Raw genomic sequence first — 19,934 nt, forward strand, 5'->3', positions numbered from 1 at the left:
GGCACGAAATGACAAAGGGTCTGACCGAGGACGAACTCAAAGCCCTGGTCGGGGCCGAGATGCGCCAGTCGCTTGGGTATTCATCGTCCAAGCTGAGCATGCAGCGTCAGAAGTCGATGTACTACTACCTCGGCATGCCGGTTGGTGACTTGTCGCCGCCAGAGGTGGATGGGCGCTCGTCCGTGGTGTCTACCGATGTGCGCGACACGATCGAATCGATGCTGCCTCAGCTCATGGTCACTTTCGTCGGCTCCGACACGGTTGCCGAGTTCGAAGCGACCAAGCCAGGCGACGAGCAGAAGGCTGAGCAGGCGACCGAGTACGTCAACTACCTGTTCTACAAGAAGAACAACGGCCATCGCATCGCCTACACGTGGATGAAGGACGCGCTGCTTCAGAAGAACGGCATCGTCAAGGTCTGGTGGGATACCCGCCACGAGGAGACTCGTGAAGAGTATCGCGGACTGTCCGACGTCGAGCTCGCCCAGCTCATGGGCGATGACGAGATTGAAGTCGTCGAGCAGGAAGTTCGTGTCGATGAGGATGACCAGGAACAGCGACAGCAGGCCATCTTCCAACTGATGCAGCAAGCACAGGCTCAGCCCGAATCAGGGCCGCAAGTCATGCAGCAAGTTCAGCAGATCGAAGCCGTGCCCCCAAAGGTGGTCTACGACGTCGTCTGCAAACGCACCAAGACCGATGGCAAGGTATGCATCGAGAACGTCCCTCCAGAAGAGTTCCTGATTGCCCGCAACGCCAAGGACATCGAGACGGCCAAGTTTGTGGCTCACCGCGTGCAGCGGACCAAGTCCGAACTGAAGTCCATGGGCTACAAGAACGTGGACGACCTCGGGTCTGAAGACTCTGGACAGGCGATGAACTCTGAGCGCATCCAGCGCATTAGCTGGAACGACGAGAACGCCTACATCGACAACGATGCATCGAACGACGAAAGCCAGAACAACGTGTGGGTGCTTGAGGCCTACATGCGCTGCGACTATGACGGTGACGGAATTGCTGAGCTGCGCAAGATCACCATGGCCGGCAACACGCTGCTGGACAACGAGCCGGTCGATTGCGTCCCGTTCGTGTCAATCACGCCTGTTCCGCTGCCGCACCAGTTCTTTGGCCTGTCGGTTGCGGATTTGGCCATGGAAAGCCAGAAGACCAAGACCAGCATCCTGCGTGCACAGCTCGACAACATGTATCTGGCCGTTAACGGTCGGTACTTCGCGGTAGAAGGCAAGGTCAATCTTGATGACCTTCTAACCTCGCGCCCGGGTGGCGTCGTGCGGATCAAGGAGCAGGGAGCCACAGGCCGTCTCGATCAGGGCGCACCAGACATTGGAAACTCCATGCAGATGATGGAGTACATGCAGCAGGACTTGGAGAACAAGACCGGCTGGACGCGTTACAGCCAAGGGAATGACAGCGGCTCGCTGAATGACACCGCGACCGGTGTGAACGTCATCACCAACCGCGCAGATATGCGCCTTGACCTGATCGCACGGAACTTCTCAGAAGGCTACGTCGACCTGTTCAAGCTGATACTGAAGCTTGTCTGCCAGTACCAGCAGAAAGAACAGATCGTGAAGCTCACCGGCGGATGGGTTCCGATTGACCCACGCGAATGGAGCAACCAGTTCGACGTGACCATCAACGTCGGTATTGGCATGGGCAACAAGGATCAGAAGATCCAGCACTTGCAGATGCTCGGCATGGTGCAGGCCCAAGGCATGCAGATTGGTATTGCCACGCCGGACAACATCTTCAACGCGGCCACCGAACTAGCCAAGCAGCTTGGCTTCAAGTCGCCTGACAAGTTCTTCACCGACCCATCAAAACAGCCACCACAGAACAAGCCAGACCCAGAGCAGATGAAGGCTCAGGCGCAGATGCAGGTCGAGCAGGCCAAGATCCAGGCGAATGCGCAGCTAAAGCAAATGGAGCTGCAGCACAACGCGCAGCTCGACGCGGCCAAGCGCGACCACGAGCTTCAGCTCGAAACTGCCCGCATGCAGATGCAGGCGCAGGTCGACGCAAATCGGCAGCAGGTGGAGGCCGACCAGAAGACGCTGCAGAGCCAGCAGCAGGCCGAGCTCGAAGCAATCAAAGACCAGCAGAAGACCCAGCAGCTCGCAATGCAACTCGACTTCGACCGCTGGAAGGCTGAGCTGGACGCAGAGACGCGCATCGCCGTCGCGCAAATCTCTCAGCAAACAACGCTCAGCTCGGCGCAGATGAAGCAGGCCGAATCCTTCGAACAGCAAGGGACGACCGATGGCAACGCTTGAAGAACAGATCTATAGCGGCAATCGCGCCAAAGAGTGCCTCGAAAACGAGGCATTTCACTGGGCCTTTGAAGGCATCAAGCAGGAGTTGACCGAAGCATGGCAAACCTCACCGGCAAGGGACGTGGAGGGAAGGGAAAAAATCTTCCTGACGCTCAAGCTTCTGGACAGGCTGAAGGCAGCGCTAACGACCAGCCTGGAGTCGGGCCAGTTGGCGGAGGCGAACAGGATCTATCAGCAAACGCTCATGGAGCGCGCAAAAGAGAGCTTGCGGCTTTGAGGGCATTCCTCACAGGCCAGTCCGTAATCATTCGCAACTGAATCCACAGAGGGACAATCCATGTCTTTGGAATCCACAGAACGTGCAATCTGCGCGGCGCTGAATGCCGCCGACGAAAAAGTAGGCATGGCGACGGAGGCCTGTGTTCGCGCCGTACTCGAATTCGGAGCCAATGCCGGGATATTCCCGGTTTTGATTGATGGTCGTAGCTATGACGTAAAAATTGAGCCATCCCATCGCGTCGGCGAGAACCGCATGACACTTGAAACTCAGAGTTATGAGGTGAAGGCATGAGCCAATTCATCCACCGCGCATTTGGCCACTTCCTGATGAACGAATCCGTCGGCGATGGCGGCGGGGCACTGACTGTTGACGGCGGCGCTGCGGCGTTCGCTGCGCTGCTTGAGCCGCCGGCAGCGACCGAGCAGGAACAGGGCGCCGAAGAACACGAAGAGCAAGCTGCTGAGCCTGAAGTCGAGGCTGAGCAGGAGCAAAAAGCAGAAACCGGCGAGCAAGAGTCGGAGCAACAGACCTTCACCGTCAAGATCGACGGCAAGGAGGTCGAGGTTCCACTCAGTGAGCTGTTGAACGGCTACCAACGTCAGTCTGACTACACCAAAAAGACTATGGAGGCGGCCGAGGTACGCAAAGCAGCAGACGCCGAGACGCAGAAGGCCCAGCAGGAGCGGCAGCAGTACCACGCCGAACTCCAGCGCATGGCCGTGCAGCTCGAAGGCGTATTGGAACAACAGGGTCAAATCGACTGGGACGCCCTGCGCGAGTCAGATCCGATGGAGTACCTGAAGCAGCAGCATCTCTTCCAGAAGAGACACGCGCTGTATCAGCAAAACATTCAGGAACAGCAACAACTCGCACAGCAGTTCCAGCACGAACAGGCACAAGCCCACCAGAGTTATCTGGCCCAGCAGCGGGATGACCTTCTCGCCAAGCTCCCGGACTGGAAAGACGAAGCAAAGGCTGTAGCCGAAAAAACCGCTATCTCGAAGTTCCTGCAAGAGCAGGGCTTCGGGGATGAGGACATTTCGTCCATTACCGACCACCGCCACGTCATCGTGGCTCGCAAGGCGATGCTTTACGACCAACTGATGGCCAATGCCAAAGTGCAAGCCAAGAAGGTCCAGGAAGCGCCGCAGCGGGTGGTTAAGCCTGGCGTTACATCCACTGGCACCCCAGACGGCCGAACCACCGCCATGAAGCGGCTGGAGAAGTCTGGACGCGTCGAGGATGCCGCCGCCGTATTCGCCTCTATCCTTTGATTCTGGAGATTCATCATGGCCGCACCCAGCAATACTTTCCTCACCACTGCCGCAATCGGCAACCGTGAAGACCTGACCGACACCATCTACCGCATTTCCCCGACTGCAACGCCGTTCATCTCGCTGGCGGCCAAGGGCAAGGCATCCAACACTCTGCACGAGTGGCAAACCCAAGATCTGGCGGCGGCAGTGACCAACAACGCTCAGGCAGAAGGCGACAACGCTTCGGCCAAAACCGTTACCCCGACTGTTCGCCTGAACAATCGCACTCAGATCTCGACAAAAACCGTGATCGTGTCCGGCACCCAACAGGCGATGAACCCTGCCGGCCGTAAAGACGAGCTGGCCTACCAGTTGAGTCTGGCAGCGCTGGAACTGCGCCGCGACATGGAAAGCTCGGCCACTCAGCTCGACGTCACTGCCACCGCCCCGCGTCAATCGCGCGGTCTGGTTGGCTGGGTCGTGGACAACGTGGACCGCAACGGGGGCACCCTGGCTTCGTATACCGGCAACACCGGCCGCACCAAGGGCACCGCCGTAGCGTTCACCGAGGCACGCCTGAAGTCTGTTCTGCAGAAGATCTTCACCGCTGGTGGCGAGCCTGACTCGATCCTGCTGCCGCCAGCCGCGAAGCAGACCTTCTCCACCTTCACCGGCAACGCCACCCGCTTCGACAAGTCGGAAGACGCCAAGCTGTATGCGTCGGTCGATGTGTACGTCTCGGACTTCGGCGAACTGAAGGCCATTCCATCCCGCTTCCAGGACGCGAACGACGTGTTCATCCTGCAATCGGACAAATGGGCCATCAGCTACCTGCGTCCGTTCCAGACCATCGAGCTGGCTCAGACCGGTGACGCCATGCAGCGTGAGCTGGTGGTGGAATGGACCGTGGAAAGCCGCGCTCCGAAGGCCAACGGCGCAGTCTACGACGTCGCCTGATCCTGACGGCAACAACCCAAGGGGAGCTTCGGCTCCCCTTTCTCATTCTGGAGTAAGCAACATGCCCATGCTCAAACAGCTCGGCGATAGCTCGTTCGGGATCGAAGGGTCTGCCGGCGGTGACGGCGGCTTTATCCCTGTGACGCTGAACTATCTGGCTACGACCACTGACTGCACCATCTTCACCGCTGACCGTCCTTATGTCGTCAAGGCCATTCGTGGTCGTGTCGATGTGGCTGGCACTGGCGGCGCCTGCACCGCGCAGATCCGCAAGGTCCCAAGCGGTACGGCGATCACTTCCGGCACCGTGCTGCATTCCGGCACGTACAACCTTGTCGGCACTGCCAACGCGCAACAGGCGCTGACCCTGTCCACCACCCCGAGTGATCTCCTGCTGTCCGTTGGCGATTCGATCGCCTACGACTTGACCGGCACGGCCACGTCTGCCGTGGGCAACATCAGCGTCACTCTGAACCCGGCCTGATTCACCGCCCCTGCGGGGGCGGCTTCCTTTGGAGATAGCCATGAGCAACACCTTCGAGGGTGCGATCAGCGTCGTCGTAACTGGCGTGTCGATCACCACATCCGGCACTTCCGCGAGCACCAATATTCCACTTTGCCAGTCTGGCGAAGTTCCTCGCTACATCCGCATCGCTGCTACAGCTCCGGCCTGCGTGCGCCTCGGAAACGGCACTGTGACGGCGGTAACTACCGACCTGCAGGTTCAGCCAGGTGACGCTGTGATTCTGGCTGTCCATCAGCTCACCAAGATCGCCGCAATTCAGGTTGCTGCTGCTGGGATCGTCCAGGTTTCGCCGCTGGAGAACATGTAACCATGATCGACCTCGACACGAAGTTCCATTTCCACGACGGCAAGATGACCGTTCAGCGCACCCAAGACTGCACGCCAATTGCCGAGCGCATGAAGGCTCTGCATAACGGCGGTCACCATGGCAGCTCGGAAATGAAGCACGCGGCCAGCATCCCTTTCGTGGTCATCGAGGACTACTGCAACAAACATTCGATCACCTTCCACGAGTGCATGAGCAACAAGGAGCACATGCGCCGGATGCTGAACGATCCTGATTTGTCGGCGTTTCGGGTCTGGAAGGGCAAGGTATGAGCATAACCACCTATGCCGAACTGCAAGCATCAGTAGCTTCCTGGCTGAACCGTGGCGATCTGACGGCAAATATCCCTGATTTCATCACGCTGGCCGAGGCGCAGATGAGCACGGATCTCAAAACTCGATCGATGGAAAATAAGACCACGCTCGCCACGGTTGCAGGAACGAAAACCGTTGCGCTGCCAACCGACATGTTGGAGATGCGCAGGCTTCAGGTGGTTGGCACGTATAACCAGCCGCTGTCCTATCGGACGCCTGACGAGTTGAGCATCGATTATGCAGCGAACGGCTCTGGGCAACCTGTCGTGTTCACCGTAATCGGCGGCAACATCGAACTCGCTCCAATCCCTGATGCTGTGTACTCGCTGGAGCTTACCTACCAGCAGCGAATCCCGGCATTATCAGATTCGAGCCCGACCAACTGGCTATTGACCAACTGGCCTAACGCCTATCTGTATGCCTCCCTGCTGGCCGCGATGCCATTCATCATGAACGATGCCCGTCTCGCCGTATGGGGACAGCTATACGCCCAGGCGGTTGAAGGAATCAACGGCGTTGACTGGTACAGCGGCTCAACGATGAAGGTCCGTCAACGATGATCCCGATCACCGGTTTCGCGCCTGACGCTGATGTCACAACTCCCGGGTTGATTTCGAGTTGCACCAACCTGATCCCATATCTGAACGGTATGGAGGGCGCGCCGGAACCAGCAACGCCAGCCGGTACGCCTGCGCTTGCGGCTGCCTGCATTGGCGCTGCGGTGGTAGCAAAGCTTGACGATACGCGCCGCATCATCGCCGGCACTACCACAAAGCTTTACGAGCTGTCGGCTGGCGTCTGGGTCGATATAGGCCGAGCAGCGGCCTATACGGGCGGCGTTGACACTCGTTGGTCCATTACGCAGTTCGGTGACGCCACGCTCTGCGCAAACCGCGCAGACGTCATACAGCGCTCAAGCGGCGCTGCATTCGCCGATGTGGCAACAGCGCCAAAGGCTGAAATCATTTTCACCGTTGGTGCGTTCGTCATGGCTCTGAACCTGAACGACGGTTCTGAAAAGCCCGATGGCTGGCAGTGCTGCGCAGCATTTGACGATACGTCATGGACGCCAAACCTGGCCACTCAGGCCACCGCCGGGCGACTGGTAGCTACTGCTGGGCGGCTAACTGCCGGTATGCGCCTTGGTGAGTACGCCATAGCTTACAAGCAGCGCTCCATTTACCTCGGACAGTACGTCGGCGCGCCTACCGTGTGGAACTGGCTGCAAGTGCCAGGGGGTGATGCTGGCTGCATCGGCAAGGAGGCGATCTGCGATATCGGTGGCGCTCATTTCTTTGTCGGCGATGACAATATCTGGATCTTCGATGGCACGCGCCCGATTCCCGTTGCTGATGGCTTTGTCCGGCAGTTCTTTTTCGATAACTCGAACCCGTCCTACCGCTATCGGACAATCTGCGTGTTCGACAAGCAGAAGAATCTGGTATGGATTTTCTACCCGTCACTCAGCTCCCAAACGCCAGATTCCGCGATCGTTTATCACATCAACGCCAAGAAATGGGGCGTTGCCAATCGAAGCGTTGAGGCTGCGCTCAACTACGTGTCCAGCGGCGTGACCATTGACGGTCTCTCTTCTATTTCTTCGACCATTGATGGGCTCGCTCCCTATTCGTTCGATTCACAGTTCTGGCTTGCCGGCGGTAAATCGCTATCGATCTTCGACACCTCGCACCAATTGCAGGCCATGACCGGCGCCTCTACTGGTAGCAGCATGACTACCGGTGAAGTCGGGGACGATGACACCGTCTCATCGATCAACAAGATCAGGCTACGGTATGCCCGCGCACCATCATCCGCATCGGTGCAGACATTCATTCAAAGAAACTCAGGCGTTGGTTTTACTGCAGGGGCCAATGGAGTGGTTCTTGACGGGAAGTTTGACCTTCGCCAAACGGCACGCTGGCACAAGGCAGTCTTTACCTTCACTGGCCCAGTCAGGATCACGCATATGGATGCTGAAGCCATACCAGCGGGTGGAAGGTAATGAAGACAAACACAACGCCGCGTGTTGGCACCAGTGACCCGGTCCTACAGCGCGAATTGCGCGAGCACGCAACACAGATCAACCAGATCTCCGAAGGGCGAATTGTCGCGTTCTACACCGCGCTCACTGCTGCGCCAACCTCTGGCGCCTGGATGCAGGGCGACTCCATAAAGAACTCTGCGCCAGCCGAGCTTGGTGCTGCTGGCTCGAAATACTTCATCGATGGCTGGACCTGTGTCGTCTCCGGCACGCCCGGCACATGGGTACAACGGCGCTGCCTGACGGGTAACTGATGAACAAGATAATCATGGTGCCGACTACGCATATAGATCTTGCATGGCGTGACGGTGCGCACAATCTGGCGGCGGCGTGTGAAACGTCTGGCGGCGAGATCACAGGCGATCAACTGAAAATGATGCTTGGCCGTGGTGAGCGCACCCTGGTCAGGATGGATAGTGATGAAAAAATTGTCGGCTGGGGCGTAGTTGGCGTGGAGCAGCTTCCGAACTTTCGCGTCCTCTATACCTACGAGATGTACGCCCCGCATGGGCACTTCGAAAGTTTCTTTGATGAGCTAAAAGCGCTGGCGTTTTCTCTGGGCTGCCTGAAGTTGAGGTGCGCAGCAAAGCCGGCTCAGGCACGTCTTTATCACCAGCGGTGCGGGTTTACGCCGGTCTATCAAGTCTTGGAGGTCGATCTGTGAATATTGAAACCTTGCATCAACAGCTGAGTGCTGATTTCGGCGGCCCGGCTATTGGCGCGCTGCCATCCTTCAAAGGCGACCAGATCCGTCCGCACAAGGGAGGCGGCGGGTCGAGCACGACCACGCAGACCATCCCTGCGGAGCTGAAACCGCTGGCTACTGCCTACAGCAACAAGGCAATGGATCTTGCGAATCAGTCTTATCAGCCATACGGCGGACAGCAAGTCGCCGACATGAACTGGTGGCAGGGCCAGGGCGAACAGGCCATCGCGAACCGTGTATTCGGCGGCGATCAGTTGCTGAATCAGGGCAAAAGTACCATGCAGAACGCCCTTGCCAGCGGTAACGCTGCGACTTCATTGGGCAACCTTGGCACCAATAGCTATGCCGGTCCAAACCCTTACCTTCAGCAGAACATCGATGCCGCGATGGGCGATATCACGCGCAACTATAACAACGCGATCGCTCCAGGCCTCACGACGCAAATGGTTGGATCTGGATCGTTCGGCAATACCGGCAATCAGGCTGTTGTGCAGAACTCTCTAAATGATCTGACCAAAAATCTCGGTAATACCGCCTCGAACATGCGCATGCAGGATTACACCGCTCAGCAGGGCCTGGCCGAAAACCAACTGAACCGTAACCTCGCCGCGGCTCAAGACTATGCCGGGCGAAATGACCAGCTCAAATCGCAATACCTGAATCTGGCGCCGACCTACGGCAATCAGGCCTACGAAGATGCGGCGCAATTGATGAAGGTCGGCCAGCAGCGTCAGGAAAACACCCAGCAGGGGCTGGACGCCAGATATCAGAGCTATCTCGACCAGCAGAATCTCCCATACAAGCAGCTCGCGGCCATGTCCGGCGTGTTTGATTCCGGTCTTGGGCAGTCTTCGTCCACCAAATCCTCTGGAGGCGGCAAATAATGCTCCCATTACTGATTCCGATCGCAATCGGCGCTATTGCTGGCGCGATGTCGAACAAACAGAACCCGTTGAAAGGTGCAGCGATTGGCGGCGCGATGGGGGCTGGCGGTGGCCTGCTGGGCGGCGCGGCTCTTGCTGGCGGTGCTGCCGCCGGCGGTGCAGGAGCTGCAGGTGGTGCTGGCGCAGCAACAGCCGGTGCCGCCGGTGCTGGTGGCGCAGGAAGCGGTGTTGGTTTCGGCCTTGGGCAGTCTCTGGCTTCCGGGACTGCTGGATCGGCCACCATGGCTGGCGGCGCTTCGGCCGCTCCGTCGACCGGCCTCTTGGGGACTTTCGGCCAACAAGCTGGTCAGTTTGCCAGCAGTGCCAAACCGTTCATGGACGCGGCTTCAACTGGCATGACGGCCGCCGGGCTGCTGTCTGGTGGCCAAAACCAGCAGCAGGCGCCACAAATGCAGCCATTGAGCGCCAGTGGTTCACAAACTCTTTCCCAGCTCGCCCAAGGATCGCAGGACCCGCTGTTGGCCCGGCGTCAGCAAATGATGGCGCAGCAACGCGGCATGTGGGGTTGATATGGACGGATTACTCGACTTTGTGAAAACCCCAGCGGGCCAAGGTCTGTTGGCTGCGGCATTTGGCGGTTTGGCGACGGCGGGGCGCGGCGGACCGATGAATACGCTGGGCGCTGCCGGTCTTTCCGGGATCGCCGGTTACTCTGCTGCCGGTGCAAACGCATTGAAGCAGCAAAAGGCTCAACTTCAGCTTCGACAAGCCGAGGCGATTCCTACCCTTTATGGGAAAGATGCTGATGGCAATAGTACATTTGACTGGAAAACAGCCGCATCTTTGGCAATACCGCCTGAAGAAATTGCCAAATATGCCCAGTTGCCAAATTCTACGCTGAACAAAGTGGCGCGCACGGTCGAAGTGCCTGGAGCCAATGGCAGCAAGCAGACCATGCAGTATGACGAATACGGGCGACCAGTGGGCAATGCGATTGACTCCTACGTCGCGCCGCAGCTTGTGGATCTGGGCGCAACCAAACAGTTCGCCGTGCCAACTGCCGGCCAGAGCTTCGGCGTCAGCATGTCGCCGGCAGAGCAAGCCGCCAATTCGCGCGGCTGGGCCGGTATCGCCAACCAGCGGCAGCAGAACAGCATCATGAACGATGCGAACAACATCAACAAAGAGGCCCAGCGCGTTCAAATTATTACCGGTCCAGACGGTAACACTTACCGCGTCGATAAAGGTACGGGGCAAGCAACGCCAGTGATGACGCAAAGCGGGACGCCTTTCAAGGATGGGAGCGCTTCGAAACTGACGGAGTCGGAAGGCAAGAACACTCTGTACCTAAGTCAGATGGCAAGCGCCGAAAACGTCCTTGATAGCCTCAGTGGTTCGGCTTCACCTGCGCGTGTAGAGCTTGCGCGTAATCCGCTGACCAATGTTCTTGCTGGTAAAGACGGTCAGCGAATTGCCCAGGCTCAGGAACAGTGGGCAGAGGGATTTTTGCGAGCAAAAACTGGTGCTGCATCAACTCCAGCTGAGGTAGCAGCCAACTTGCGTACCTTTTTCCCAGTGGTAGGCGATAGCGACGAAGTGATCAAGCAAAAGAAATTAGCTCGCGAGCAAGCGGTCAAGGATATGGCGATTCCAGCTGGTCGTGGCGCGGAAAAGGCCGCTCAACGCAGTGCGCAGCCTCCGGCGCCAATGGCAATGCCACAAGCTGGCGCATTTTCCGATCCAGCTAAAGAAGCTCGCTATCAAGAATTCAAACGCCGGCAGGGGCAATAACCATGTCCGAAGACGAAGAGTTCGAGTTTCGTTTGCGCCTCGAGCAGGAGCAGGAGCAGGAGCAGGTGCAACAATCTGGTGGCTCGCCTCAGAAAAACCCTGTGCAGCCGGTCGCGCCACAACCGCAATCCAATAGTACGCCACCCGATCGACTCGCGGGCCGCAACTGGCTGGAAAAAGGCACTCTCGGAGCAGGGAAGGCAGTCGCTGACCTAATGGAAGGCATAGGCCTGGGAGGTGTTTTGTGGTCGCGCGGCTGGCAGCGTGCTCCGGGCGCAGATTCCGATCTGATGTCTGACCCGGCCGGCATCGTTGGTAACGTCGGTGGCCAGATTGGATTGGCCTATCTCGGTGGGCGTGGTCTGCAGGCAGGCGGCAAAGCGATTCAGGCAACGAGCGCAGCACGCACTATGCCGGCTGTCAAAACCTTGGGCGGCCTGGTGGAGGGAGGCGGAAACGCCATAATCAATCCGGCCAGCTACAAACAGGCTGCGACCGGCGGCGCGGCTTTTGGTGCGGTCTCTCAGCCTGGTGATATGTCCGACCGAGCTGCCAACGCATTGACCGGTGCGGTAGGTGGCAGTGCAGGTTTGGCAGTTGGTCGCGGCATCAGCAAGGTGGCGAGCGGCGTCAAAGCGATGGTGACGCCTACCGCACCAGTCGAGATGGAAATTTCAGCCAAATTCGCCCAGAAAGGCATCGACTACAACGCGCTTCCGCAAGCCGTCAAAGACAAAGTCATCAATATCGCCAAGAAGTCCATGGAGGACGTGGACAGCCTCGACGCCGTCCAACTTGGACGCATGGCCGACTTCAATGCGCTGGGTATCAAGCCAACGCGAGGATGGCTGACTCGAGATCCCAAACAGTGGTGGCTGGAAAACAACCTCAACACGGTTGATGACCAACTCAAAACGCGATTTATGGATGCTCACCAGTCACTGCTCTATGGCGTGAGAAAGGGCGCAGGTGACGCGACGGATTATCAGCGCGGGCAAGTGCTGCAAAAGTCCGTGACCGACTATGACGCGGGACTGAGGGCCAAGGCCGACGATCTGTATCAAGCGGCTCGAAACACCGCCGGCCGAGATATTCCCCTCGACCCTCACAAGTTCGTCAACGACACCTCCATGGAGCTTGATCAGCAGATGCTGGGCTCGAAGTTGCCGGCGGACACGCTGAGCTGGTTCCAGAAGGCGACCACCGGCAAAGAGCCATTCGACATGGGTACCGCTTTGCAGCGCCTACAAGCGCTGAACGGCAGGATTTACAGCACGAACGATCGCGCGGAAGCCGTGGCGCTCGGGATCGTCAAAAAGCACCTGATCAATGCGATCGACAATGGAGAGACGGCGGCATTCAACCCTGCACCGGGCATGCGCAGTCCCAACTCGTTCACTGGCGATTCGAGGCAGCGGTTCACTGCCGCGCAAATTGGCGGGCAGGCAAGGCTCTCAGGCGCAGCACAAGGCTCTAATAAAGGTGCAATAGTCCCATTCCAAGGTGGTGTTGGTCCTGTCGGCGCTGGGCAGTCTGGTGAACAAGCGATCCCTGGTATTGCGGAGGCGTTCCGCTCCGCACGCTCGGCCGCAGCCGATCGGTTCCGCTTCCAGGAAGCCAGCCCATTGATCGAGAAGGTCTTGAAGGGCAATTACGCGCCCGAGGATCTGCCGGACATCGTCGGGAAGATGAAGGTTGACCAGCTCAAAGGCTTGGCCAAGCTGGAGCAGGAGCGCGGCGTGCCGATCATGAGTTCGCTTCAGGATGCCGCCCGGGCTTATATCCGCGATTCGGCAACACTTCAGGGGGAAACAGGTGGTTCGTTTACAATCAATGGCCTGCGCAAGGCGCTCGACAAGATTGGGCCGGAAAAGGGTAGGGCTCTTTTTGGGGCTGATGGATGGGCTGAATACCAGAGGATCTTGCGGGTTGGTGGTGCTATCAACAATCCACCGATGAAGCCGGCCGGATCGACCACGATGCCGAACTTAATGCGCTTTACGCAAACCCTTGGGAAAATTCCGATTCCGGGTGCCAAAGGGCTTCTCGACATTACGATCAGTGCCGCCGGCAAGGCCAAGCAAATGTCTGATGTTGGCTCAGCGCTGAATCCGCCATTGAGCATGACGGTGCCCAAGAAGCCACAATCAAGCTTGCTGCCATTGCTCATGGGGCCTGGACTGTTGGGGGTCTCGGAGCAGTAACGACTAATCCTCGTCAGGCTTGATCAGGACGATTTTCCTGATCAGGCTGCCCTTGGGCAGATATTTTTTGGCAAGGATCGTCAGCCAGTCCTCCAGTTTGACCACCAGTTGCACGCCGACGAGCACGGCAGAGATTTGTAGCGCCTGCAATAAATGATCGCCAACCACAAACACCTCCAAGCCCGCCTAGTGCGGGCTTTTTCATGGGATGACCAAAAATGCCGATCCCTTCTTCGATCAATGACCTTTCGACCACCGCCGGCAGTAACTCTCCGTCAGGCTCAGAATCGCCATCGCTCATTGACGACTATCTGCGAACGTATGCCTCGTATATTGCCCTGTTGCACGATACCAAGCTGGCAATTGCTGGTGGCACCCTGTCAGGGGCAGTAAATGATGCACCGCCACCGACAGTTGCGTCAGCTACCACTACTGACATTGGCGCCGTGTCGGCAAATGTGATGTACATCAGTGGAACAACCACGATCACCGGTCTTGGCACTATAGCCGCGGGTGCGCGGCGCACACTCAGGTTTTTGAATGTGCTGACCCTTACCTACAACGGGGCATCATTGATTCTGCCGTCAGGTGCCAACATTGTTACGGCTATCAATGATACTGCCGAGTTTCTGAGCTTGGGTGGCGGCAACTGGATTTGCCTTTTCTACAAGCGCGATAGCGGCGGAACGATCGCTTTCTCCTACAACCGGTCGAACATTGTAGGCACTGTCTCGCAGTCTGCTGGAGTGCCAACCGGTGCAGTCATTGAGTACGTCACCAATGGCAATGGATCATGCATCAAGCTTGCTGATGGGACGATGGTGGCGTGGCGGTTAGGTGCCGGCGGCATCGGCTTCTTCAACACGTCAAATATCGGGTTCACCTGGACATTCCCCATTACGTTCGCAGCCTTGGGCTACGTGGGCGCCAACCTGCTCGGCACGCTCGGCACAGCAAAGCAGGTAACCTCCGCGAGCGCCTTCAGTCGCACAGGCGCAAGCGCAAGCGTCTCTGTATTCAGTCTCGCACAGTTCGTTGTTGGTGATATTGCCACTTACTCGATCGACTTCGACTGCATTGCAATCGGGAGATGGTACTAATGAAAATAGTTCTTAGCCCTCAGCGCCGCGATGACACCCTCGTTGTTTATAAGTCCGGAAGTGTCCTTACAATCAATGGTGAGGTTTTCGACTTTTCACGAATGGCAGACGGCGATACTTTGCCGCGATCAGCATTCCATAGCGTCTGGCTGTCTGAGGCTGGAGCTGTTGAGGTCGTAGGCGGGGAGCTGTCGATCACGCTGCTTTTCCCGATCCCGTGGAATTACAGCCAAGAGCAGGCCTTTCCTGTTCCGCTTCTGGACGTTCCGGATGGCTATGTTGCATTTCCTCAGCCGGTTCTTGGCGAGAACGACCCGCCCTATCAGGCACCTGAGTTCCCTCCAGAGAATACATCTGACGGGTATATCAACTGGTCTCTACTCGTTACTGCTGCGATGAAGGCAGCGGCCGCAGATGCCGAGCATTTGGCGGCAATGAAAGCAGAACTGGCGCAGCGCAATGCGCAGGCAGTCTTTCAAATCGCGCGTATCACCGATCGGATAGAGACCATTGGGTATGGCATCGAGCTCGGCGAAGCAACAGAAGATGAGATTGCCGAGCAGGCGGCATTGGCCCCTGTCCTAACCGCATGGAAGGCCTACAAATTCGCACTGGGCAAAGTCACCAAACAGCCAGGATGGCATGCAAATCCGACATGGCCGGTTGCGCTAGCAATCCCGGTTATCGTGGCAGACCCTCAAGGCAAATCGCCTGACGCGTCCTAACAGGAGGCAGTATGCCTATCACACAAAAGCAGCTATTGCAGATCCTCCCGAACGCCGGCAGCCAAGCCGGCGTTTTTGCATCTGCACTGAATTTGGCGATGGACCGCTACCAGATCAACACGCCACTTCGTATGGCGGCGTTCATCGCTCAGGTCGGTCACGAGTCAGGCCAGTTCCGGTACGTCCGGGAGCTGGGCGGCGACCAATACCTGAGCAAGTACGATACCGGTCCGCTGGCCAAGAGACTGGGCAATACGCCAGAGGCTGATGGCGATGGGCAGCTATACCGGGGGCGCGGCGCAATTCAGATTACGGGCCATGACAACTATCTCGCCTGCAGCAAGGCGCTGTTCGGCGATGACCGCCTGTTACGCACTCCTGAACTGCTTGAGCAAGCCGAATGGGCGTGCAAGTCGGCGGCATGGTTCTGGAACTCGCGCAATTTGAACGCCCTGGCAGACGCTGGCGACATGGAAGGCATTACCCGGCGCATCAATGGGGGCTTGAACGGTCTTGCTGAGCGCTTGGAGTTCTATGACCGCGCCAAGAAGGTGCTGGCATGACTTCCATCTGGCTGAGATTCCTTCCTTATATAGCTGCGCTGCTGCTCGGTGCCGCCTGCGCATTGCAGCTACAGGACTGGCGCTACGGGAAGCAACTGGCCGAGCAGGATCGTCTGCACACCGAAACCCTGAATCAGCTGACCATGGCAGCCGCATCCGCGCAACAGGCCGAGCAAGACAAGCGGCTGGCGCTCGAGCAGCGGCTGGCGGCCAGTGATAAAACCCACTCCGAGAAAATGACCAATGCACAAAAAGACCAAGCTCTCCTGCGCGATCGCCTTGCCACTTCTGATCTGCGGCTGTCAGTCCTCCTCGATGCGAGTTCAGCCAGTGGCTGTTCAGTGCCTGCCGCCACCGGCGCCGGCGGCTTGGATCATGCAGCCATACGCGCCCGACTTGACCCGGCGTATGCTCAACGAATTATCGCCATCACCGCCGCCGGGGACCGGGGATTGATTGCTTTGGCAGCATGTCAAGCCTATGTGAAAACAGTTTCCCAAAAGCCGTTGGGACTGGAGTAGACATTTGATCCTCGTTTAGGATTAGATTGTCATACTTACATGTGTCGGGAGACAGCACTGTGAAGGTATTTGATATCGTTAAGCCTGGCACCAATATTGTTCTTCAAGGTTTTTCTGATGAAGAGCGACATAGAGTGGAGTCATTAGTGTTTGCTATCACTCGCGCGTTCGAAACCGCTGCTGTTGCGTTGGAAATGTTCAAGACTGCTTCGGCTGAGAGCCGCTTGATTGTTAACTCCAGAGAAGAGTTTCAATATCGAAGGGCTCGTACCGAAGAATTGCGCAAAGAACTCGATTCAAAGTCGATAGCTGCCCAACTAGATCTCGATGCCATGCATAAACGGGACAACGAAATTACCCGGCTTTTTCTTGTAGAACAGTGGAGGAAAGGAGAAGTACCAAGCGCATTCAAATCACATAAAGTCGCGATAGTTGCGCGGGCTTTTATTTTTGCACTGGATGAATTTGAAAAGTGCCTGAAGAAATTAACGAAAAAAGTACTGCCCGGTTGGAATGGCCTAGCGAAAGTTTATGATGAAATGCTCGCAGAGTTCGGGAGTGTTTATGATGTGAGGAATACTGCGCACCATTTAGAGGATCGTATATTAGGTCAGAATAGACATGGAGATAAAATAGTGCCAGGAGGAGGGGTTTTTATAGAGAATTTTGACGGTTCACGGTATATGACTTTATTGGAAAATGGTCAGCAGGGATATGTTGATATATCCGATGAAAGTATGGATAGGCTGGGGGCTGTGCTAATTAGTTTCTACGCGTGCTTCACTTGGGATGGTCGAGAAAGTTTGCTGGTATACTAATTTGCCTCGTAAAAATTGTACGATTGTTTTGGTAGTGGGTGTCAGCCCATCTAGAGTTTCACGCAGCCGATTAGCTTCGCGCAGATGACCTCTTGACGTGATGCCTAGGTCATAAAGGTTTTTGCGAAGCTTGGCCGTTTCCGCCGCTTTTTCCCTTGGGGTTGTCATTGCTTCGTCTTTTTGACTGATGGTTTCAGCGTGCATATCGACCAGCTTGAATATCAGTTCACGGGCTTGTCGAAGATGCAAATTCAGTTCATCGAATTCGTACTCGTGCAGCCTCAACTGGTGCTGGCAGGTTTCAGGGGCGTGGGGCATCCAAGCCAGTCGTCTGTGTTTTCGATATCGGAAGGATCCACGGTGGCGCCTTGCTTTATGCTAGTTGGATATACAGTAATCGAGGCAAGAAAAAGCGGGCGAGGGTTATGCGACGAGCTGTAATAAGCGGCTGCGTTCGGCCAAAAGCGGACGTTTGCCGCGCTCCGAAACAAGCCGTCGGACATTCACGAAAAGCTTCATTCGGCCAGAAAGAGAATCTTTAAGCCCGAACCCGAGCAACCTTGGGAGGCAGGGGGACGCCCTCACCAAGCTTTCCACTTGAACAGCCTTGGCCCCTCATACAGAAGTCATGGTTGCTTATGAGCGGCCTTGTGCCGCGAAAGGGTCGCAAGCGACCCCAGCAATCTCAAATCGAAACGCCGTAATATCAGATACCCCAGACACATCGAAAAGGTTAGACCTTTGGTCGACACTGATCTGCCGAAACTGTTAACCAAGTCTCCCTCTCTGCGAAAATTGCAAGTCCAGCCTTAAGGATGGAGAAGGTCGGGGTTCCCCCAGGTCAATCTCTACCGTCCAGTTAAATCAGAAGACTCAAGTTTTTGAAGCGCATTTGGAATAAGTGTCTCACTAAAGCCCGCTGCTATACACACAGCCAGCATTGCGTACATAGGTTCAGCAGAAGTCAGAACGAGACTAAGTACTAAGCCACTTTTTACTGCTACAAACGCAAAAGTCCCACCTAGAGCGGCCAAAACAATACGCTGCACTCCATAAACAAAGTATGCGTACAACTGCAGCTCTCGCTCAAAGGCTATGGACTTCAAGTTTAGCGATATGGATAGCAACCCGCCGAGCGCAGAAAAAGATACAGCATATAAAAAATCCTTAATCACACCAATATTTTGCGCCCATTCGGAATTGCGAAGTGAGTATGAAATCAATGCAAATAAAACCAACATGATCGCCGAAGAGAATGCTCCAGAAAGGTACAGAACTCTACCTCTCTGAACTATCATATACTCCTTGTTTACCTGCTCGCGTATTTTAATAAATATCTTTTTTGCCGAATCAGGATCGCCACGAAGGGCGGTGGAAACAGCATTGGCAGCGCGATGTTTTATAGACTTATCGTGCACTCCCTTGTGCAAAATTGATCTAAAATCTGCCAATTCCTCTTTAATCGATTCCAGTCTGCCCATGATATTTTTCGGGTCTGACTCGATTTCTGTATCGACATAAACTTTAAATGTTTCAGGCTCATCAGCATCAGCTATTGCGTAAACAACAAACTCATCCCCTCTTGTAAAGACATTTACAATAGTATGCCCAGATGTATCCTTGCCACCGATAACAAATTGCCTGAGGCGCTCACGCTGCCCTTGCTTGTAAATTACAGAGCTATTCTCAAGGTTATTATCGTTATCCGGTTCATCGTCAAGCATTTCAACCCCAAAAATCAGTAATTATTAATCACTTTCATCAAGACTTACCAAGGTTGATATCATAATGATATTGGGGGGCGGGGATCAAGATCTGCCGCACATCCCCATTCTGCCGGAGTGTTAACAAAACAAGGTGCTATAGACCCCACCAATAGCGGCTGAGCGTCTTTTACATTCCCTCATAAAGGGCGACTGGTTGGCTAAGCAGGCGGCTAGGGGAGTAGTGAAGCTTCGCAGCGAGTAAGAAGGCTCCGCAGCCGAGGTGTGTGGCCCCTACGCATGGAACACCTTCACTGCCACCTGCTCAAGCCCCGGCGAAGTTCGCTATCGGATTACGGAGGCTATTCGAGATCTGTGGTCTCCCGGTTCTTGTGGGAGTGGAGGGTTGGTCGATCTGAGGAGAATAATTGAAGAACGGCTCAAATCCGTCGCAGTCAAGTTCAAAGGAAAAATCTCGAACATCGATGACTACTGCACAACTCTCTGGGCCTATTTACTATCAGATGACAGTGAGTGTCACCTTACTCATACCTCCATACACCTAATCAGGATATCGTTGCGCCGATGGATGTCCCGTAATACGCATCTTGGGAAAAAAGGCCGACTGCCCCAGCGCGAAAGCCATGGAAACCGTTGGCTATCCACGGAGTTCTGAGTCCCGGTTGAATTGCCCGCTTTCGGCCGATAGCTGTCAGTCAGGTGTCATCAATACGGCCAGGGTCATCTTGATGAACTCCTCATTCCGATCGATTGCGGCCAGAGACTCGCGAACGTTTTCTGCGACGTCGGCAGATCCGCGCTGCTCCACCCAGAGGGTGAGCTCCATGATGGCGGCTTCAAGGGCGAGTTGGTTCTCGTTGATTTTGAAGAGCAGGGAAGGGAGCAGATCAGAGTTCGGCATTCGG

The 19,934-nt window shown here is 56.2% G+C and carries 24 protein-coding genes and 1 pseudogene; 22 read left to right on the forward strand and 3 right to left on the reverse strand.

Annotated features, from left to right (window positions below):
* The first annotated feature begins 8 nt into the window (after positions 1-8).
* The 16 genes from NH234_RS11230 (at position 9) to NH234_RS11305 (ending at position 13,578) form a co-directional block, all read left to right on the forward strand.
* Entirely contained in the window at positions 9-2,294 is a 2,286-nt protein-coding gene (locus tag NH234_RS11230) for a hypothetical protein (RefSeq protein WP_367256507.1), read from the forward strand.
* Positions 2,281-2,571: a hypothetical protein gene (locus tag NH234_RS11235; protein ID WP_367256508.1), complete on the forward strand. Its 291-nt coding sequence runs from the start codon at positions 2,281-2,283 to the stop codon at positions 2,569-2,571. The genes NH234_RS11230 and NH234_RS11235 overlap by 14 nt, the downstream gene beginning before the upstream one ends.
* 60 nt (positions 2,572-2,631) lie before the next feature.
* Complete coding sequence (locus NH234_RS11240; protein WP_367256509.1) at positions 2,632-2,865, forward strand: hypothetical protein; 234 nt, start codon at positions 2,632-2,634, stop codon at positions 2,863-2,865.
* Positions 2,862-3,848, forward strand: a complete 987-nt coding sequence (locus NH234_RS11245) for a hypothetical protein (protein ID WP_367256510.1) — start codon at positions 2,862-2,864, stop codon at positions 3,846-3,848. The genes NH234_RS11240 and NH234_RS11245 overlap by 4 nt, the downstream gene beginning before the upstream one ends.
* A 15-nt stretch (positions 3,849-3,863) precedes the next feature.
* A complete protein-coding gene (locus tag NH234_RS11250) occupies positions 3,864-4,787 on the forward strand; it encodes a DUF5309 domain-containing protein (protein WP_367256511.1) in 924 nt (307 codons plus the stop codon).
* A 61-nt stretch (positions 4,788-4,848) separates the two neighbouring features.
* On the forward strand, positions 4,849-5,271 hold the full coding sequence (locus tag NH234_RS11255; protein WP_367256512.1) for a hypothetical protein: 423 nt from the start codon (positions 4,849-4,851) through the stop codon (positions 5,269-5,271).
* 40 nt (positions 5,272-5,311) lie between these two features.
* On the forward strand, positions 5,312-5,620 hold the full coding sequence (locus tag NH234_RS11260) for a hypothetical protein (protein WP_367256513.1): 309 nt from the start codon (positions 5,312-5,314) through the stop codon (positions 5,618-5,620).
* A 2-nt stretch (positions 5,621-5,622) separates the two neighbouring features.
* A complete protein-coding gene (locus NH234_RS11265; RefSeq protein ID WP_367256514.1) occupies positions 5,623-5,910 on the forward strand; it encodes a hypothetical protein in 288 nt (95 codons plus the stop codon).
* Positions 5,907-6,512: a hypothetical protein gene (locus tag NH234_RS11270; RefSeq protein ID WP_367256515.1), complete on the forward strand. Its 606-nt coding sequence runs from the start codon at positions 5,907-5,909 to the stop codon at positions 6,510-6,512. Before NH234_RS11265 ends, NH234_RS11270 begins: the two co-directional genes overlap by 4 nt.
* Positions 6,509-7,954 (forward strand): hypothetical protein, encoded by a 1,446-nt coding sequence (locus tag NH234_RS11275; protein ID WP_367256516.1) that lies wholly within the window; start codon positions 6,509-6,511, stop codon positions 7,952-7,954. Before NH234_RS11270 ends, NH234_RS11275 begins: the two co-directional genes overlap by 4 nt.
* On the forward strand, positions 7,954-8,247 hold the full coding sequence (locus NH234_RS11280; protein ID WP_367256517.1) for a hypothetical protein: 294 nt from the start codon (positions 7,954-7,956) through the stop codon (positions 8,245-8,247). The genes NH234_RS11275 and NH234_RS11280 overlap by 1 nt, the downstream gene beginning before the upstream one ends.
* On the forward strand, positions 8,247-8,657 hold the full coding sequence (locus NH234_RS11285) for a hypothetical protein (RefSeq protein ID WP_367256518.1): 411 nt from the start codon (positions 8,247-8,249) through the stop codon (positions 8,655-8,657). Before NH234_RS11280 ends, NH234_RS11285 begins: the two co-directional genes overlap by 1 nt.
* Positions 8,570-9,583, forward strand: coding sequence for a hypothetical protein (locus NH234_RS11290; protein ID WP_367256519.1), 1,014 nt, complete (start codon positions 8,570-8,572; stop codon positions 9,581-9,583). The genes NH234_RS11285 and NH234_RS11290 overlap by 88 nt, the downstream gene beginning before the upstream one ends.
* Positions 9,583-10,152: a hypothetical protein gene (locus NH234_RS11295; protein WP_367256520.1), complete on the forward strand. Its 570-nt coding sequence runs from the start codon at positions 9,583-9,585 to the stop codon at positions 10,150-10,152. Before NH234_RS11290 ends, NH234_RS11295 begins: the two co-directional genes overlap by 1 nt.
* 1 nt (position 10,153) lies before the next feature.
* Positions 10,154-11,374, forward strand: coding sequence for a hypothetical protein (locus NH234_RS11300; RefSeq protein ID WP_367256521.1), 1,221 nt, complete (start codon positions 10,154-10,156; stop codon positions 11,372-11,374).
* 2 nt (positions 11,375-11,376) lie between these two features.
* Positions 11,377-13,578, forward strand: a complete 2,202-nt coding sequence (locus NH234_RS11305) for a hypothetical protein (protein WP_367256522.1) — start codon at positions 11,377-11,379, stop codon at positions 13,576-13,578.
* A 3-nt stretch (positions 13,579-13,581) separates the two neighbouring features.
* On the opposite strand, the gene NH234_RS11310 is transcribed toward NH234_RS11305, so the two are convergent.
* Entirely contained in the window at positions 13,582-13,746 is a 165-nt protein-coding gene (locus NH234_RS11310) for a hypothetical protein (RefSeq protein WP_367256523.1), read from the reverse strand.
* 50 nt (positions 13,747-13,796) lie between these two features.
* On the opposite strand from NH234_RS11310, the gene NH234_RS11315 reads away from it, so the two are divergent.
* The 6 genes and pseudogenes from NH234_RS11315 (at position 13,797) to NH234_RS11340 (ending at position 17,305) form a co-directional block, all read left to right on the forward strand.
* Positions 13,797-14,678 (forward strand): hypothetical protein, encoded by an 882-nt coding sequence (locus tag NH234_RS11315; protein WP_367256524.1) that lies wholly within the window; start codon positions 13,797-13,799, stop codon positions 14,676-14,678.
* Positions 14,678-14,977: pseudogene (locus tag NH234_RS11320) on the forward strand (hypothetical protein); the annotation flags it as partial. The gene NH234_RS11315 and the pseudogene NH234_RS11320, both read left to right, overlap by 1 nt.
* Before the next feature lie 96 nt (positions 14,978-15,073).
* Positions 15,074-15,403 carry a phage tail protein gene (locus NH234_RS11325; protein WP_367257160.1) on the forward strand — a complete coding sequence of 110 codons (330 nt, stop codon included), beginning with the start codon at positions 15,074-15,076 and terminating at the stop codon, positions 15,401-15,403.
* A gap of 11 nt (positions 15,404-15,414) precedes the next feature.
* Positions 15,415-15,966, forward strand: a complete 552-nt coding sequence (locus tag NH234_RS11330) for a glycoside hydrolase family 19 protein (protein WP_367256525.1) — start codon at positions 15,415-15,417, stop codon at positions 15,964-15,966.
* Positions 15,963-16,487 carry a lysis system i-spanin subunit Rz gene (locus tag NH234_RS11335; protein WP_367256526.1) on the forward strand — a complete coding sequence of 175 codons (525 nt, stop codon included), beginning with the start codon at positions 15,963-15,965 and terminating at the stop codon, positions 16,485-16,487. The genes NH234_RS11330 and NH234_RS11335 overlap by 4 nt, the downstream gene beginning before the upstream one ends.
* A 59-nt stretch (positions 16,488-16,546) precedes the next feature.
* The gene (locus NH234_RS11340) at positions 16,547-17,305 is read left to right on the forward strand and encodes a hypothetical protein (RefSeq protein WP_367256527.1); all 759 of its coding nucleotides are present in this window, start codon (positions 16,547-16,549) and stop codon (positions 17,303-17,305) included.
* Positions 17,306-18,153: 848 nt separating this feature from the next.
* Here the strand turns inward: NH234_RS11340 and NH234_RS11345 are convergent.
* Both NH234_RS11345 and NH234_RS11350 read right to left on the reverse strand, forming a co-directional pair.
* On the reverse strand, positions 18,154-19,029 hold the full coding sequence (locus tag NH234_RS11345; RefSeq protein WP_367256528.1) for a hypothetical protein: 876 nt from the start codon (positions 19,027-19,029) through the stop codon (positions 18,154-18,156).
* A gap of 691 nt (positions 19,030-19,720) precedes the next feature.
* Positions 19,721-19,930, reverse strand: coding sequence for a hypothetical protein (locus NH234_RS11350; RefSeq protein WP_367256529.1), 210 nt, complete (start codon positions 19,928-19,930; stop codon positions 19,721-19,723).
* Positions 19,931-19,934: the final 4 nt, after the last annotated feature.

The sequence above is a fragment of the Pseudomonas sp. stari2 genome, from assembly GCF_040760005.1.
Taxonomy (GTDB): domain Bacteria; phylum Pseudomonadota; class Gammaproteobacteria; order Pseudomonadales; family Pseudomonadaceae; genus Aquipseudomonas.